This is a genomic window from Rathayibacter sp. AY1F4, assembly GCF_002931775.1.
In the GTDB taxonomy this organism is placed as follows: domain Bacteria; phylum Actinomycetota; class Actinomycetes; order Actinomycetales; family Microbacteriaceae; genus Rathayibacter.
In genome coordinates this window covers 1-14,474 of record NZ_PSVE01000025.1, presented here as the reverse complement: position 1 = coordinate 14,474, position 14,474 = coordinate 1, and the positions used below count along the sequence as shown (strand labels likewise).

Below are 14,474 nucleotides of genomic sequence, written 5' to 3'. Positions count from 1 at the left end.
CGCAGTCGACGGGGTGGCTGTTGCCCAGGTGGAAGAAGTGGACAACGGCCGACCACCGTCGATCAGCGGTGCGGCCATCGTCAGTGAGTGCACGGTCCGCTCGCGATACGCCAGGAAGGGCTTCCATGGCGTTAACACTATGTCAGTGCTAGCGGTTTCGTTACTGGTGCTCGGAAATCCACCGAGCGATGGTCGAGTCGAAGACCTCCGGGTCGACGTTGTACTCCGTGTTGTGGGCGGTCGCTGCGGTCTCGACCACTTCCACGGCCGGCGCATTCAGCTTCGCGAACCGCTGGGAGACATCCATCGGCAAGGTCGTGTCGCCGGCCGAGTGGAACAGGAGGATCGGGCAGCCCAGCGCGGCGGCTCGCGGCTCGCGCACCCAGTCCAGCGCGTCGAAGTCCACCGGCTCCGGAAGACCGACGAGACGGCTCGCGAGCTTGCTGCGCAGGCCCACGAGGCCGAGGATCGCGACCTGACGAGGCAATCCCATCTCGACGGCGCCTTGCTCGATCGCCGTCTTCCAGTTCAGCGCCGGCCCGACGAGCACGAGGCCGGAGAGCAGATCCCGGCGGCTCGTGCGCTCCGCTGCGAGCAGCGCCACACCGCCACCGAGGGACCAGCCGATGAGGACGATCTTCCGCGCGCCGTGGGCGGCTGCGTAGTCGATCGCCGCGGCGACGTCGGCCCACTCGCGCTGACCGAGCATGGACGCGCTGTGAGGCACCGCGGGGCCGTCGCCGTCGCCGCGGAAGGAGACGACGAGGGACGTGTAGCCGAGCGCGGTCATCGCCGGCACGCTGCGCAGCGCGTGGATCCGCTTGGTGCGGATGCCGTGCACGTGGATCGCCCACGTGCCCTCCGGGTTCTCGTCCGGCCCGAACTGCCAGGCGGGGCAGTCACCTAGAGGCCCGGGGACCAGGACCTCCACGAAGTCAGGGTCGACCGCCTCCGGTCCGGCGAAGACGTCGCCCTCGCAGATGACGGCCTTCTCTCCGGCGAAGCTTGCGCCCCAGGTCGATTCGATGCGCCGGGTGGTCGCACCGGTCACCGGGTCGGTGTGGATCGGGCGGCTGAGTGTCGCGTGACCCGTGCGGTCGGTGCGGAAGATTCCGAGGATGCCGGGGGCGATGGTCTTGCCGTCAACGGCCAGCGTCATCGTCTTCCCGTCCTGGCGCAGGATCGGGATCTGAGGCGGATCGACGGGAAGCACGACCTGGCGAGCGGCGAAGATCGAGCCGATAGCGCCGGCCACGGCGACGCCTCCTGCTGCTGCTGCTCCAACGATCAACTTGTTCATTCGTTCCATCCCATACCTGCTGCTAGCAATTCACCGTCGATCAGTCGCTCTGCGCGACGAACGACACCGTTCTCGTTGTTGCTCAATTTCATTGCGCCGACCATCACCGCGTCGGTGACGCGCACCTGTAGCGTCATCAGTCGCACGAGCTTCTTCTCGCTCGCGGTTCCTTCTCTCACATATGAGACGGGCGGGGCGGCGATTTCTCGCTCTGCCAGCATCGTGACGAGCTTTCGGGAGCTCAGGTCGACGGCGACGTCCCTAATCGTACGCCGAGCGGGGAAGCTGCACAGGCCGGCGGTGAAGAGCAGGATCCCACCGAAGAATCCCGGGGTGAAGGCGAGATAGAGGACATTCGTCGTCGCGGCAGAGTCGGGCACGTATCGCGCTACCAGCATTCCGGCCAGTTCGCCCGCGGCTCCGGCGATGATGAGCGCGCCGCCGACAGTGAACGGCCAGTACGCGCGACGGGGGAACCTCGCGACTTTCACGATCAGTCGCACGAACAGCACCATCAGCCCGAGGAAGTAGATCCCGCTGCACAGAATCATCGGGAGCTGATCGACTTCTTCATGCGAGAACTTGGGCGAGGTGGCCGGGCGGTCGATCGCGATGAACGCGGCCACGTACGCCGCGATCCACGCCACGAGCAGGACGACCGACCAGAGGCGCACTCGGCCGACGTCGATCACGGCCTCCACGAGAAGCCACATCGCCGTGCAGGCGGCGACGAGCATCACGCAGTAGTAGACGTTCGTTCCTCCGAACAGGCTGTCTGCCTCATCGAGCGTCAGCCACGGGAAGCCGCCCAGTGCGAGCAGCCCCACCGACCCGAAGCCTGCTGCCACCCATGGGCGCGTCGGCGGACGTCGGCGGGCGAGGATGGCGATGAACCAGCCCAAGAAGTAGGCGGTGACGGCGAGGAAGGAGGCGGTGAAGAAGAAGCTCTCGATCGGACTCACTTAGCCGAACTTCCTCTCACCCGACCGGTATCGCGGGTACATGACGAGCGACACCATGAGACGCGCGAATTCTTCAGCTTCGCCTTCGCGGATCCGATGCGTCCGAGAGGAATCGTCGCCATCGAAAACAAACTGCTTAGCGTGACGTACCGCGTTCGTTGCGCTCGTCAGCCCCATGCTGTCGAGGCTAAGACCGTGAGGGAGCTCGACTTCACTCGGAGGATGCCCCAACAGGATGTGAGCCAGTTCGTGGAACACATTGAACAGCCGATAGTAGGCTTTCTTGTCGCTGCGGATGAGGATCATGTACTTGGTAGGAAGCAGCGCGGCGATTGTCTCGGTAAGAGTCAGGGCGAGATAGTTCTCCCACGACTCGTCTCCGCCCTGATACACCTCAATATCAGCACCAAGCACTTCTTGAGCGCGACGGATGATGGCTTCTTCGGTCGACAGTTCACCGGGGTAATTCTCAGTGAAAATTTCCTTGAAGGCGCGTTCGGCGGTCTGGCGAATCTGCTCAGTTACGAGCCACGGATCGTCCACAGTTCCCCCTCCCAGATACAGCCACTATTCGCGTAGCTCGCGGATCGACGCGGCGATGCCGCGGATGGCAGCAGGGGAAAGGTTTCCCCCGAGGGACCGGGCCGCCAGCGGCTCGACACCCTTGGATGCGAGCGCTCGGCGCAGCTCGAGGTCAGCTTCGATCATTGCGGTGTCCTCCGAGGTCGTCAGCTCCGTCAAGAACGCCTCAGGGACCTGGAAGTGAGTGGTGAGGCGAGTGAGCTCGCTCCGAGTCACGCCGAACCGCGCGGTGGCGCCGAGCATCTCGGACAGCCGTGCCGCCGGGATCCCCGCGACGTCATCACTCGCACTCGTGCCGGCCGGGAGGAGGACGCTCAGTCGTCGGGCGAACTCGACACCGTTCGTGAGCACGACCACCTCGTCAACGTCCGCGGTGGGCTCGCCGAACTCCTCCGCCATCGTGAAGATGGTGGCGACCTTGACTCCCAAAACCTGCGCGAAGCGCTCCAGATCGTTCGTGTCGAACATCGCGTCGCCGCGCATCCGCGCGTAGAAGTAGGTCAGCGTCATTCCCGTGCGCGTCGCGAAGTCGACGTTCGAAAGACCGGCTCTGGCCATCAAGGTCTTGATCGCTGCGTGAACGCGCATCGAATACTCGGACGCGCCGTTACCTGTTCTCGCAGCCATGCTGACCACGGTAGCCGCTCGTAGAGAGCACTGTTAGTTTCAGCAGGCCCCGACCAGTTCCGGGCACGAGAACCGGGGGTGTGGGTGAATCAGTCGCTGTCCCCCGTGGTCAACCTCGTTCGTCAGCGAGGAGGGTCCGCGCAGCTCGTCGTCCTCAGGGGCGGTGACGTCCTTCTCGACCACTCCCAGGGGTACGCACCCGATGGACTCTTCTGGTCCTGGTCAGTCAGCAAGCCCTACCTGAGCATCCTCGTGCACCAGTTGGCCGCAGACGGGCTCCTCGACATCGACGCCGCAGTCTCTTACTACTGGCCGGAGTTCGCTCGTCACGGGAAAGGATCGATCACTCTCCGCCAGGTCCTCCACCATCGTGCGGGGTTCTCGACCTCGCGCGGACTGATCGGGGACGCCCTGGCGATGACCGACTGGCGCAGCTCGATCCGTAACCTCGAGAGCGCTCGCCTCAGGACGGTGCCGGGCACCGTTCCCTCCTACCAGGTGTTCACCTACGGCTTCATCCTGGGCGAGGTGATTCAACGAGTGACCAGGCGTCCTCTCCGCGACGTCATGAACGACGTGCTGCTCACTCCGCTCGGCGCCACCAACACCATGCTGGGCGTCGCTGAACACGACCTCTCCCGATGCGTCTCCATCCGCAGCTCCGTACCTCTCGCCATGGGGGCCTTGAACAGCCGTGCCGTCCGCATGGCCGTGATCCCGAGCGCCGGAATCTCAACGACCGCTCGCGACGTCGCCAGGTTCTACGAAATGCTGCTCAACGATGGCCGGGGCCGCGATGACACGCAGGTTGTCTCACCGGAGATCCTGTCCCAGGCGACGATCGCCAGCTCCACCGAGGCCGACGTCGACGGCTTCGCCCACACGCCGATCCTCTGGGCGCATGGATTCCAGCTCGGCGGTCGCACCCCCAACCTCTACCCGCCGCTCGGATCGATAGCCGGCCCGCGAACGTTCGGACACAACGGGTCCAACGTCTGCGTCGCCTGGGCCGACCCGGACACGCAGCTCGTCGTGGCCTACCTAACCAACACGGTCGCTTCGGATGGCGCCCGCCACATGACGGCCGTCTCCAACGCAATCGCCAGCATCGCTCGCCCCGCGGCCGGCTGACAGGTGTTAACGGCTACGGTGAAGTATCGATTACGTTAGTCAGAGGTCGAGAGTGCCGCAGACCAGCGGGCAGCCTCACCCACGTTGGATGCAGGCAGAGGGGACAGCGACCACGACCATGACACTCGACACGCCGCACCACTCCCCGAATACTGCTAGCACTCACACCATGATGAGCCGCATGGGAAGAAGACGACGGAACGATGGAGCGGCGGCGGTGCAACTCAACGCCCGCGTGCTGCCCACCAACCGTGATGCCGTCTCCGAGGCTGCCGCCGCCAGCGGCGTGACCGTCTCGCTCTACGTCGACATGCTCTACAGCGAGCTGCTCGCGAAGTACGGCGCGCTCCCGCGGGTCACCGCGTCCCGATCGGAGCCGCCGATCACCACCACTTAACGCATTAGGCCCGCCGCTCACGCGACGGGCCTAGAAGCTCTCGCTTCACACCAAAGGCTTACCAGGGCGACAGGTGTGAAGCAGTTGATCAGGACCGGTTTCTCAGGCCGGGCCTCATCCATCCCCCCCGAGGGAGGAGAAGTGACCTCATCGTAAGCCACATTGCTGTGTCTGCGCACGCCCAAAATGCCGAAGTTGACTCCTTCTCGGCGCCCTGGGCACTGACGCGCCGACTGAGCCCCCGTGCCGCGGTGCGCACGATGCGCCCGGATGCCTACGGGCGCCTGGACGAGAACGCCTATCCGGCCGCGTTCCCCGTCTCCCCCGTCGCGCCGGCCGCCCCGTGGGCGATCTACCTCACCGACGACGCCGGAGCGTTCCGGCTGCTGTGCTTCGACTTCGACGGCAAGGACTCCCGCGGCGTCGACGCCGACCTCATGGAGCAGGCCGCGGACGACTGCGACGCGCTTTCCGCCGTCCTCGACGCGCACCAGGTCGCTCACGTCGTCTGCCAGTCCTCCGGCACCGGAGGTCGCCACCTGTGGGTCGCTCTCGCGGAAGCCGCCCCAGCCGAGCAGGTGGCCCGATTGGCGATCGCCGCTCGAGCAAACTTCCGCACCCTCGACCACGGGATGCTCCGCAACCCGCGCACCGGCGCCGCCCGGCCGCCGCTCTCCCCGCACCGCGACGGCAGCTTCTCGAGGGTCCTCCGCGGCCGCGCAGAGGAGCTGCTGGACACGAACGTCACCGCGGCCGCCATCGATGCCGTCACGGTCGCGCTGGAAGCGTCCCGTCCGCCGCAGCGCGTCGACGCCACTCCCCCAGTACCCACCGCCACCGCACACCACACGCACCGGACGCTGAGCGCTGCCGGCGCCGCCCACATGGCCACGGCCGGCGGCGGCGCGAATCCATCGTGGACCGCGTTCATGTGCCTGCTCTCCGCTGCTCACGCCGGCTGGTCCCTGACCGACGTCGAGCACGCCGCCCGAAGCGCGCCCGGGATGGAGCACTACCGGACCAAGAACACCGGCCGCGGCCACCGCCGGCCCCGCGCCCGCGACGAGGCCGCGGAGCGACTGGCGCGGCAGTGGGAGAAGGCCCGCCAGTACGCGGCGCTGCACGCCGTTCTCCCGCCCGAGCGCGAAATGAGCGACCTGGCGGAGCTGGGCAGCATCGTCGGCGCCGTCAGCGGCCTCCTCGACCGGTTCCGGGTGAGCCCGGGCCGGTGGGGCAGGACCGAGCGAGCGACGTCGGAGAAGACGATCCTCACCGCCCTGGCCTACCTCACCCTGCACACCGGCAAGCGCACCGTCGCCGCGTCCATCCGCGACCTGGCCCTCCTGGCGGGCCTGGGACGCACCACGGCCGCCAGCGCCCTGCGGAGCCTGCGCGAGGACGGCTACGTGCAGCTCGTCGTCCGCGCTGACGGATCGAACGCCAGCGAATGGCGACTGTCCGAGCACTTTTCCACAGGCTCACTGCAAGGTCCGGTCACAACCACTAATAACCCCCGCCCCCCCGGGCCGCTTTTCACTGAACGAACCATGCTGCTCACCACGCTCGAGGCGGACCTCACGGACACTCGGCACGACCTCTTCACCCGCGCCGGCCTCGGACACCTGGCAGGGAAGGCGTACGCGCTGCTGCGCCGAGAAGGAACCCTCGCCGTCGACGCCGCCGCCACACTGCTGGGAGTGACCACCCGCACCGCCGCCACAGCCCTCTCCCGCCTGCGCACCCACCGCCTGATCGTCAAGCACACCAACGGCTGGACCCAGGCCAAGCGCGACCTCCGAACCGCCGCCGCTCGCGCGATCGGTGTCGACGGAGTCTTGACGGATCGAGCGCACCGCTACGACGTCGAGCGCGAAGTCTGGGCCTGGTGGCAAGCCGAGCTCGCTCACCGGTCCTCCTCCCCCAGGCAACGACCGCGACGCCGACACGTGTCGAGCCGACCCCTGTTCGAGGACAGCACCGCTGGCGAGCGCGTCTGGCCGCTCTACCCCCGCGACGCCGCCGGCCGCGGCGATCACCGCGAGGCGCTGCACTGGGGACGCACCGGCATGCTCGCCCCCGGCTCGCTCTGGTGGTCCTCGACCGCCGCATGACGTCGACCGCACGCGCGTTCGAACATATGTTCTACTGGCGGCGTGGGAACGAACCGACGCTACGAGCGCCATGTCGGCGCCCAGATCGATCGACGCATCGAAGAGACGGCCGGCCGCGGCCACCCCATCGGCCTGACCGACGACGAGCTAGACAAGACCCGGCAGCGGCCCACCTGGGCCGCCACTCCCCTGCCCGTCTGGGCTTGGGTCCGCTACCCCGGCAACCCCGTTCGCGTCGAGGGTTACGCCATCGCCTGGACCGCCCGAGCCGTCATGGTCGAGTGGCAGGACCGCGACGCCAGCCGCCGACTGTGGGTCTGGGCGTCCGCCGTCGAGCGACGGCCCCAGTAACCGCACATCCCCCAAGTCAGTACGTCAGCATGTTTACATGTCAGCATGCAGACTGGTAGTCTTGTCAACATGATTACAGCGGTAGTGAACCTGAAAGGCGGGTCGGGCAAGACCTCGACCGTCATCCATCTCGCAGCAGCGCTTCGCGAAACCGGGGAGAGCGTGCTCATTGTCGACGGCGACCCGCAGGGCAGCGCGCTCGACTGGGCCAACACCCTCGGTTGGGACGCGACCGGGCTGCCTCGCAACACGATCCACAAGCAGCCCTGGTTGAGCAGCAGCCACCAGAACGTGCTCATCGACACTCCCCCGGGCGATCTGGGTATCACGACGTCAGCAGCTCGAGCCGCTGACCTGATCCTGATCCCGATCCAACCCACCAGCGGCGACTTCTCCCAGTACGCGGAGACGGTCAACCTCATCGAGCAGGTTCAAGCTCTCACGGACGCGCCGGCCTTCACCCTCCTCACCCGAGTGGTCAAGCGCACGGTCGCCGCTGGGCAGATCCGCGACGCGCTCGAACCGTTCGGCGTCCCCGTCCTGACGAGCGAGATCCCGCAGGCGCAGGCTCTCGCGATGGCGTACGGCCTGCCGATCACCGATCCTGGCCAGTACCGAAACGTGCTCGCGGAGTTGAAGGGAATCGTCAAGTGAGCGAGAACCGCTTTGCGGCCGCGGGCCGCGCAGCTCGACCGAAGAGAGCCCAGGTGGGCGAAGGCACCTTCGTGCCGCCGACCCAGCTCGCCGTGTTCTCCGTTCGACTCCCCCAGGAGTCGATCCGAGCGGTGAAGATCCTGGCGGCCGAGCAGGGCGTCCCCGTACAGGTGCTCGCTGCGGAAGCCTTTCAACTCCTCCTCGCCCAGTACGAGGGACGCAAAGCTGATGACAAGTAAGCATGTAATCAAGTCAACTTCCCTACATGCATACCGGGCCGTCCGGCCCTCCCAGGCCGTCACTCGCCATCCGCGGTGACCCCGTGATTGGGAGCAGCCGGCAGACGCGGGATCGGATGACCCACGAGCTACTGCGCGTCGGCGCCGCTATCTTCCGGGGGACCTGCGCGGTGGCGGCGGCGCTGTTCGAACCCACGGCTCGGCAACTCTGGTGACGGAGGTTCGAGTCCCCACAGCACGTGCTGACTTGTAGGCATGTTTACAAGTCAGCATGTCGCGGTCGACGGTGGGGGAGGGTCGGCGTTGCCGCCCCGTGAGGGATAACCCCTCACGCTCCCCGGTATCCCGTTCCGGGGCGCGAGCTGCACTCGCGCAGCAGCGACGGAGCGCCGCCCAGAGGTTCGGCCGGCTGTGCCGGCCGCTGATGTTCGCCCGTTGGGCTCACGTTTCTTTGCCGTGAAGCCTTCGGCGGCTCCCTCCGCTTCGCTGCGGTCGTAGCTACCTACGGGCTCCGTTCAAGTGGCTGCGCCACCGGCTCCTCCGAGACTTTCGGCACGCGGTCGCTGCGCTCCCTCACATCGCGCCGAAACTCTCTCCACCGCCGCCCTCCGGGTTGCACTGCGCCCTCCGGTTGCTAAGGCGGAGAACCGCCTTCCTTACCGTTATTTCCGTGGATGCGGGGCAGTTGTAGGCTCCGGAACGCGCCAGGGGTCCTGGGTATGGCTGACCGCCTTCAGCCGCCTGATGGCATGCCGTGATTGGCCGCCCGGGACCCCGCAACGGCAGGACCGCTCATTGAGAAACGCGACCAGATCGCCCCGTAAGGACATGCCGGCACGGTCGTTCACGGCGCACCGCACCCCTCAACGGAAGGACCCTGCGTGCCCCAACTCTGGGCCGGTATCGACGCCGGCAAGACCGAACACCACTGCGTCGTCATCGACGGCAACGGAACCAAGCTGCTCTCGCAGCGCTTCAAGAACCGAGAGTCAGCGATCCTGACCCTGATGGGCGACGTCGCCTCCTTGCCGGGTGGCACCGACGTCGCGTGGGCGACGGACCTCAACCACGGCGGAACGGGGCTGCTGCAGACGCTGCTCAGCTCCCACGCGCAGCCGCTGTTCTACATCTCGGGCCGGGTCGTTCATCACGCCTCGGGCGCCTACCGAGGCGAGGCAAAGACGGACGCGAAGGACGCGGTCATCATCGCCGACCAGGCCCGGACCCGACGAGACGTGACGCTGATGCGGCAGGCCGACGACGTCACCGCGGAGCTGCGCCTGCTCTCAGCCCGGCGCGAGGACCTGGTGCACGACCGCACCCGCGCCGTAAATCGGCTACGCGCCATCCTGGTCCACTACTTCCCGTCACTCGAGGGAGCGTTCAACTACGCGACGACCAGGGGACCTCTGGTGCTGCTCACCCGGTACGCGACGCCGTCCGCGATCAGGCGGACGGGGGAGAGCCGTCTGGCGTCGTGGTTGAAGGGGCAGGGCTGTTGGAAGTCCGCGGCCGTCGCTAAGACGGCGGTGGAAGCCGCGCGCGAGCAGACCTCGGTCGTCGCGGGGGAGGATGCCGCGGCCCGGCTGGTGAGCCGGTCCGCCCGCGATCTGCTCCGCATCCGCGACGAACTCGCCGAGCTCGAGGCCGAGATCGACGCCGTTCTACAGGACAGCAGTTCTGCGGATCTGCTCGTGTCGCTCCCCGGATTCGGGCGCAGGCTCGCCGCGGACTTCCTCGCCGCAACCGGTACTGACCTCGCCGCATTCGAGACGCCCGACCGGCTGGCCAGCTTCGCGGGCCTCGCTCCCGTGCCGCGCGACTCCGGGAAGATCTCCGGCAACCACCACCGGCCACGGCGCTACGACCGGCGGCTGTTGAACGCCTGCTTCCAAGCGGCGTTCATCGCGTCGAGGAACTGCCCGGTCTCTCGCTCGTTTTACGAGCGAAAACGTGGCGAGGGCAAGTCGCACAAGCAGGCACTGATCGCACTCGCCCGACGCCGCATCAACGTCATCTGGGCAATTTTCCGCGACCAGACCAGCTATCACCCCACAGGCGCAGAGCCCGCCGCGTTCGCGTCAGGGACGATCGCAGATGGGTCGGCGGCTCGTGGTCTCGGTGCTGGCGGGAATCCGTGGGAGGGCATCGGCAACCGTCACTCGTGGTGAACCACCTCGCTGCGGGGTAATCCTGGTCAGGGATTCTGCGCGCGATCGACGCGCGCGACAATCGCGCGCAGTGCTTCGACTTCGATGCTGAGGGCGGCGGTGCCCTGAGGAGTGAGAGCGACCCAGTTCTTGGCTCGGCGGCCGTCGTAGCCCCGTCGTGTGGTGATGTGACCGGCCCTGAGTAGGACTTCGAGGTGTCGTCCAAGGTTGCCGTCGGTGAGGTCGAGGGTGGTGCGCAGGAACCGGAAGTCGGCTTCGCCGGCCTCGTGAAGGATGGTCAAAATCGCAAGACGCGTTCGTTGGTGGACGGCATCGTCCAAGGACGCGAACTCGTCGTCGGTCGACTCCTCAGCGCCTGGTGCCACGGGCACGTCCCGTCTCCTGCCGGAAAGCAGTAATACCCAGAACGACGAGGGTGATGCCGGCGATCGTGAGAACGACGCCATCGATTGACAAAGGCGTGGAACCGTAGGAAGCACCCAGGATCAACCCGCTCTCGGGGGCAGCGTCCTGCAAGAAGCTGTTGAAGAGGAAGGGGGAAACTACTGCCACCCCGAGGCCAGCAAGCCACTGGCTGCGATTTTCGAGTCGCCAACCGATCGCGAACAGGAGCACCCCGACAAGAAACGCCGGACCGACGAACTCAACAAGAAAGGCCGGACCGGCGAACATCGTGGGCAGAAACGTCAAGATCGAGATTGCGGCGATGACGGCCGCGATCGGCCCCATGCGCTCGCGCCCCATTCCCACACCTGCGTGAGCAGCAGTAGCCCTCAGCACGATCCAGAGAGCGATGCTCGTGAAGGCAGGAATCAGGAAGCCGACGGTGAACAGCGTCGAACCGGCCAGGGGCAGCAGTCCGGCTGTTACCACTCCGACGCCGGAGACGATCAGCGGAAGTGATGACACGTGCCGCGCGTCTCGGACCCGTTCTTCTAAGGGCGTGCGAGTCAGCGACATGATGCTCCGATCACTCTGTGGTGTAGAGCAACTGTACTCTGCCTTGCAGAGCGGTCGCTAGGACGTCCAGCGTCGGGACCGTTTCGAGCGGCCGCAATTCCGCGCATCAGATCGCGAACAAGCGGACGCCGACCTCAGGCCGGCGCGGTGTCGTGCGCTGCGCGAATTTTTGCCTGGAAGCCTTCGGCAGCGTACGGGCCTCCGGCGTCCACGCAAGCCGCTGCGCGGCCGGCTCCTCCGAGGTTCTCGGCACGCGGTCGCTGCGCTCCCTCCCATCGCGCCGACAACCTCTCCTCCGCCGCCCTCCGGGTTGCGCTCCCACCTCCGACCCTGCTCGGCACTACGTGCCTTCCAGGCAAAAAAACGCTGGGAGAGAAGGAAGAACGATCCGGCCAGACCACCCCCGCTGGCTTGACAAATCTGATTGAGAATCACGGCAAAAAAACGAGGGGGAGGGGCAGGGCAGGACCACCGCCCGGGACCCGACGACGAGAGGACTTCACCATGACCGACACCGCCACCACCGAACCGCAGACACCGACCCTCCCGGAGGCGGTGGCCGAGTTCGTGTCCGTGTTCTCCCACGGGGACACCGCCGACGATCTGGCCGTCCGGATGAGCTGCTGCGAGGTCGACGCGTTGGCCGGACTCCTGCGAGCATTCGGACGAGACGAGGCCGCCGACCTGTGGATCGCGGAGCACGCGACCGACGACGACGAGGGCGACGCGCACACCCCGGAAGGAGCGAAGCGATGACCGAGCAGCCGAAGGCCGACGCCGTGACAATCTATCTCGCGGCTGCGGCCGCCTACGACGAGGCGGTGACCGCGTTCCTCACCGCGGGCGCTACCTACACCGCGGCCCTCGCGAATTTCCGCGTGGCGATGACCGTCTCGCCCACTCTCTCCTGCGAGAAGGTCAACGTGATCGCGCAGATGCTCGACAAGGCCGGTGACCGCGACGCGGCCGGGTGGTGGATCCACGCGCACTGCGCCGAGGAGAAGCGCGAGGAGTTCGAAGCGCACATGGAGTTCTATCTGGAAGATTCCTCATGGCTCTGACCGTCTACTCGAAGCCCTCGTGCGTGCAGTGCACCGCGACCTACCGAGCCCTCGACGCGAAGGGCATCGAGTACACGACTGTCGACGTCACGACGAACCCCGCAGCGCTCGCCTACGTCACGGAGGAGCTGGGCTACTCCGCCGCCCCGGTGGTCGTCGCGAGCGACGAGGACCACTGGTCGGGCTTCCGCCCGGACCTCATCGAGAAGCACGCAGCGTGACCGGCCCGAACGTCGAGAGCGACGAGTACCGGGCAGGGTATCTCGCCGGGCGCGCGGACCGGCAGGGCGAGGTCGACTGGGCGGAGAACGAGGCCGATCGGTACTACCGCCTCGCCTACGGCGACGAGCGGCGTCTCCCGGCCTACGCCGTGACGCGCGCCGAGCTCGAACAGCGCAGGGCGCTGTCCGAGCCGTCCGTCGAGGTCACCCGACGCGACGCTCTCACGTCCTGGGGTATCGAGACCGAAGCACCAGAGCAGAACACCCCAAGCGCATCCCCGTCGACGTCGACGGGACGACCCACGAACCGAACGAGCAGGAGACGACAGATGAGCACCAGGACGATCACCGGCAACCTCGCCGCCGACCCCGAGGCCGTGCAGGCGGGCCGCGTCCAGATCGTGAAGCTGCGCGTCATCGAGAACACCGGCGAATACCGCGCGGGGGAGTGGACCCCGCACGACGCCCCGACCACGCACTACGTGGAAGCGAAGTTCGAACTCGGCGAGCACGTCCTCGCCTCCCTCCACAAGGGAGACGCCGTGATCGTCGTCGGCTACGAGCGCACCGTCGCCTGGGGCGAAGGAGAGAACCGCCGCACCGGCCGCGTCCTCGAAGCCGACGCCATCGGCCCCAACCTCACCCGCGCGACCGCCGTCGTCACCACAACCACCCAACGCGCACCCCGCCGCAGCGCCGCGGAGTAGAGCGCCCGCTCAGTTCTTGACGCGGAGCACGTAGAGGATGACGTGATCCTCCGGGATCGCTGCGCGCACTTCCACGATCGCCGCGGCGCTCGTCGCCGCGCTACTGCGCACCACCGTTGATGCCGATTCCGCGCGCGTCCGGTGTGCCAGCTCCCACATGCCTCCATCGTCCCATCCGGCGCCGACAGCGGCTCTCAGCTCTCGGCGGGGGAGGGCCGGCGGTGCCGTCCCGTGAGGGGCCGGCCCCTCACCCTCCCCGGTGTTCCGCTCGAGGCGCGGGGTGCGCTTCGCGCACATCGCCTGCGGCGACCGGGAGCCGCTGCGCGGCACTGCTTCGAGGTTTTTTGTTCCTCTCCGCGGTACAAACCTATTTCGCTCCGTCGTCTCCGTGCAACCTATTCCGGGCGCGGTCGCAGGCTCCCTTATCTCGCCCGGAATAGGCGTCACTGCGACGCCTCCACTCAAACGGTTCTTCCCGCCGGAGAGGCACAAAAAAACGATCAGACAAGGGAGCGCCACATCATGCAGTCCACGCCGATGACTGTCGATACCGAACTCGACGCCACCACCACGCAGGAGACGCCGGGGAGCCGCGCGGAGGCGCTGCTCGCCACGATCGAGGAGCTGCACCAGCAGGTGTGGGCAGCGGCCCCCGAGCTGCTGATCGAGACGGTGACCGACGACGGCGAGACGTACGAAGCGCTCCGGTGCCCCGTCTGCCAGACGCTCGTGACCGACTCCGGGGAACTCCGCGCGGTGGACGTCTCGACCCGGTGGAACAGCGCGGAGCCGGACGTGGAGAACCGCCAGATGGACGTCACCGCGGGGGATCACGACTACGGCAGCACGCTCTACTACCTCCACTGGACCGGCGAGGCGCACGCTGTAGTCCCGCCCTCCGGTTGGTCCGAGGACTGGTGCCTGTGACCCACACCGGCCGCGCGTGCTGACTTGTAGGCATGTTTACAAGTCAGCATGTCGCGGTCGGGAGGTGGGGGAG

At 67.0% G+C, this 14,474-nt stretch carries 19 protein-coding genes; 12 read left to right on the top strand and 7 right to left on the bottom strand.

Translation table 11 applies throughout. The annotated features are described in order from the left end of the window. Nucleotides 1–160 precede the first annotated feature (160 nt). The 4 genes from C5C59_RS14150 to C5C59_RS14135 are packed head-to-tail and all read right to left on the bottom strand — an operon-like array spanning nucleotide 161 to nucleotide 3,471. A complete protein-coding gene (locus tag C5C59_RS14150; protein WP_181072913.1) occupies nucleotides 161–1,300 on the bottom strand; it encodes a S9 family peptidase in 1,140 nt (379 codons plus the stop codon). Next, nucleotides 1,297–2,262 carry a hypothetical protein gene (locus tag C5C59_RS14145; RefSeq protein WP_104227113.1) on the bottom strand — a complete coding sequence of 322 codons (966 nt, stop codon included), beginning with the start codon at nucleotides 2,260–2,262 and terminating at the stop codon, nucleotides 1,297–1,299. The genes C5C59_RS14150 and C5C59_RS14145 overlap by 4 nt, the downstream gene beginning before the upstream one ends. Beyond that, the gene (locus tag C5C59_RS14140; RefSeq protein WP_104224220.1) at nucleotides 2,263–2,805 is read right to left on the bottom strand and encodes an ImmA/IrrE family metallo-endopeptidase; all 543 of its coding nucleotides are present in this window, start codon (nucleotides 2,803–2,805) and stop codon (nucleotides 2,263–2,265) included. Nucleotides 2,806–2,829: 24 nt separating this feature from the next. Further along, nucleotides 2,830–3,471 carry a helix-turn-helix domain-containing protein gene (locus C5C59_RS14135; RefSeq protein WP_146078848.1) on the bottom strand — a complete coding sequence of 214 codons (642 nt, stop codon included), beginning with the start codon at nucleotides 3,469–3,471 and terminating at the stop codon, nucleotides 2,830–2,832. A gap of 84 nt (nucleotides 3,472–3,555) precedes the next feature. Between C5C59_RS14135 and C5C59_RS14130 the strand changes: the two genes are divergently transcribed. The 7 genes from C5C59_RS14130 (at nucleotide 3,556) to C5C59_RS14100 (ending at nucleotide 10,525) form a co-directional block, all read left to right on the top strand. Then, the gene (locus C5C59_RS14130; RefSeq protein ID WP_181072912.1) at nucleotides 3,556–4,602 is read left to right on the top strand and encodes a serine hydrolase; all 1,047 of its coding nucleotides are present in this window, start codon (nucleotides 3,556–3,558) and stop codon (nucleotides 4,600–4,602) included. A 217-nt stretch (nucleotides 4,603–4,819) separates the two neighbouring features. After that, on the top strand, nucleotides 4,820–4,999 hold the full coding sequence (locus tag C5C59_RS14125; protein WP_104224217.1) for a hypothetical protein: 180 nt from the start codon (nucleotides 4,820–4,822) through the stop codon (nucleotides 4,997–4,999). Nucleotides 5,000–5,259: 260 nt separating this feature from the next. Beyond that, nucleotides 5,260–7,110: a hypothetical protein gene (locus C5C59_RS14120; protein WP_181134912.1), complete on the top strand. Its 1,851-nt coding sequence runs from the start codon at nucleotides 5,260–5,262 to the stop codon at nucleotides 7,108–7,110. Between the two features lie 42 nt (nucleotides 7,111–7,152). Beyond that, nucleotides 7,153–7,461, top strand: coding sequence for a hypothetical protein (locus C5C59_RS14115; protein WP_104227116.1), 309 nt, complete (start codon nucleotides 7,153–7,155; stop codon nucleotides 7,459–7,461). A gap of 69 nt (nucleotides 7,462–7,530) precedes the next feature. Continuing rightward, nucleotides 7,531–8,115 carry an AAA family ATPase gene (locus C5C59_RS14110; protein ID WP_181072910.1) on the top strand — a complete coding sequence of 195 codons (585 nt, stop codon included), beginning with the start codon at nucleotides 7,531–7,533 and terminating at the stop codon, nucleotides 8,113–8,115. Further along, a complete protein-coding gene (locus C5C59_RS14105) occupies nucleotides 8,112–8,354 on the top strand; it encodes a ribbon-helix-helix domain-containing protein (RefSeq protein ID WP_146078847.1) in 243 nt (80 codons plus the stop codon). Before C5C59_RS14110 ends, C5C59_RS14105 begins: the two co-directional genes overlap by 4 nt. 881 nt (nucleotides 8,355–9,235) lie before the next feature. Continuing rightward, nucleotides 9,236–10,525, top strand: coding sequence for an IS110 family transposase (locus tag C5C59_RS14100; RefSeq protein ID WP_258059506.1), 1,290 nt, complete (start codon nucleotides 9,236–9,238; stop codon nucleotides 10,523–10,525). A 26-nt stretch (nucleotides 10,526–10,551) separates the two neighbouring features. Here C5C59_RS14100 and C5C59_RS14095 read toward each other — a convergent pair whose 3' ends face one another. Both C5C59_RS14095 and C5C59_RS17060 read right to left on the bottom strand, forming a co-directional pair. Further along, nucleotides 10,552–10,845, bottom strand: coding sequence for a transcriptional regulator (locus C5C59_RS14095; RefSeq protein ID WP_258062327.1), 294 nt, complete (start codon nucleotides 10,843–10,845; stop codon nucleotides 10,552–10,554). A 28-nt stretch (nucleotides 10,846–10,873) separates the two neighbouring features. After that, complete coding sequence (locus C5C59_RS17060) at nucleotides 10,874–11,485, bottom strand: hypothetical protein (protein WP_146078846.1); 612 nt, start codon at nucleotides 11,483–11,485, stop codon at nucleotides 10,874–10,876. A gap of 504 nt (nucleotides 11,486–11,989) precedes the next feature. Between C5C59_RS17060 and C5C59_RS14090 the strand changes: the two genes are divergently transcribed. From C5C59_RS14090 to C5C59_RS17055, 4 genes are all read left to right on the top strand, one after another. Continuing rightward, the gene (locus tag C5C59_RS14090) at nucleotides 11,990–12,241 is read left to right on the top strand and encodes a hypothetical protein (protein WP_104224211.1); all 252 of its coding nucleotides are present in this window, start codon (nucleotides 11,990–11,992) and stop codon (nucleotides 12,239–12,241) included. Further along, nucleotides 12,238–12,546, top strand: a complete 309-nt coding sequence (locus C5C59_RS14085; protein ID WP_104224210.1) for a hypothetical protein — start codon at nucleotides 12,238–12,240, stop codon at nucleotides 12,544–12,546. The genes C5C59_RS14090 and C5C59_RS14085 overlap by 4 nt, the downstream gene beginning before the upstream one ends. Next, nucleotides 12,537–12,767 (top strand): glutaredoxin-like protein NrdH, encoded by a 231-nt coding sequence (gene nrdH, locus C5C59_RS14080; RefSeq protein ID WP_104224209.1) that lies wholly within the window; start codon nucleotides 12,537–12,539, stop codon nucleotides 12,765–12,767. The genes C5C59_RS14085 and nrdH overlap by 10 nt, the downstream gene beginning before the upstream one ends. Nucleotides 12,768–13,096: 329 nt before the next feature. Continuing rightward, nucleotides 13,097–13,474, top strand: a complete 378-nt coding sequence (locus C5C59_RS17055; protein ID WP_104224208.1) for a single-stranded DNA-binding protein — start codon at nucleotides 13,097–13,099, stop codon at nucleotides 13,472–13,474. A gap of 9 nt (nucleotides 13,475–13,483) precedes the next feature. Here the strand turns inward: C5C59_RS17055 and C5C59_RS17375 are convergent, their stop codons facing one another. Then, nucleotides 13,484–13,633: a hypothetical protein gene (locus C5C59_RS17375; RefSeq protein WP_181072908.1), complete on the bottom strand. Its 150-nt coding sequence runs from the start codon at nucleotides 13,631–13,633 to the stop codon at nucleotides 13,484–13,486. A 378-nt stretch (nucleotides 13,634–14,011) separates the two neighbouring features. Here C5C59_RS17375 and C5C59_RS14070 point away from each other — a divergent pair, with 378 nt between their 5' ends. Beyond that, entirely contained in the window at nucleotides 14,012–14,401 is a 390-nt protein-coding gene (locus C5C59_RS14070) for a hypothetical protein (RefSeq protein ID WP_146078845.1), read from the top strand. Nucleotides 14,402–14,474: the final 73 nt, after the last annotated feature.

Bases quoted from the DNA above. Each gene is read 5' to 3' on its own strand.
- C5C59_RS17375 (WP_181072908.1), bottom strand. From the start codon at position 13,633: ATGTGGGAGCTGGCACACCGGACGCGCGCGGAATCGGCATCAACGGTG.
- C5C59_RS17055 (WP_104224208.1), top strand. From the start codon at position 13,097: ATGAGCACCAGGACGATCACCGGCAACCTCGCCGCCGACCCCGAGGCC.
- C5C59_RS14090 (WP_104224211.1), top strand. From the start codon at position 11,990: ATGACCGACACCGCCACCACCGAACCGCAGACACCGACCCTCCCGGAG.
- C5C59_RS14070 (WP_146078845.1), top strand. From the start codon at position 14,012: ATGACTGTCGATACCGAACTCGACGCCACCACCACGCAGGAGACGCCG.
- C5C59_RS14110 (WP_181072910.1), top strand. From the start codon at position 7,531: ATGATTACAGCGGTAGTGAACCTGAAAGGCGGGTCGGGCAAGACCTCG.
- C5C59_RS14085 (WP_104224210.1), top strand. From the start codon at position 12,238: ATGACCGAGCAGCCGAAGGCCGACGCCGTGACAATCTATCTCGCGGCT.
- C5C59_RS17060 (WP_146078846.1), bottom strand. From the start codon at position 11,485: ATGTCGCTGACTCGCACGCCCTTAGAAGAACGGGTCCGAGACGCGCGG.
- C5C59_RS14120 (WP_181134912.1), top strand. From the start codon at position 5,260: ATGCGCCCGGATGCCTACGGGCGCCTGGACGAGAACGCCTATCCGGCC.
- C5C59_RS14150 (WP_181072913.1), bottom strand. From the start codon at position 1,300: ATGAACAAGTTGATCGTTGGAGCAGCAGCAGCAGGAGGCGTCGCCGTG.
- nrdH (WP_104224209.1), top strand. From the start codon at position 12,537: ATGGCTCTGACCGTCTACTCGAAGCCCTCGTGCGTGCAGTGCACCGCG.
- C5C59_RS14135 (WP_146078848.1), bottom strand. From the start codon at position 3,471: ATGGCTGCGAGAACAGGTAACGGCGCGTCCGAGTATTCGATGCGCGTT.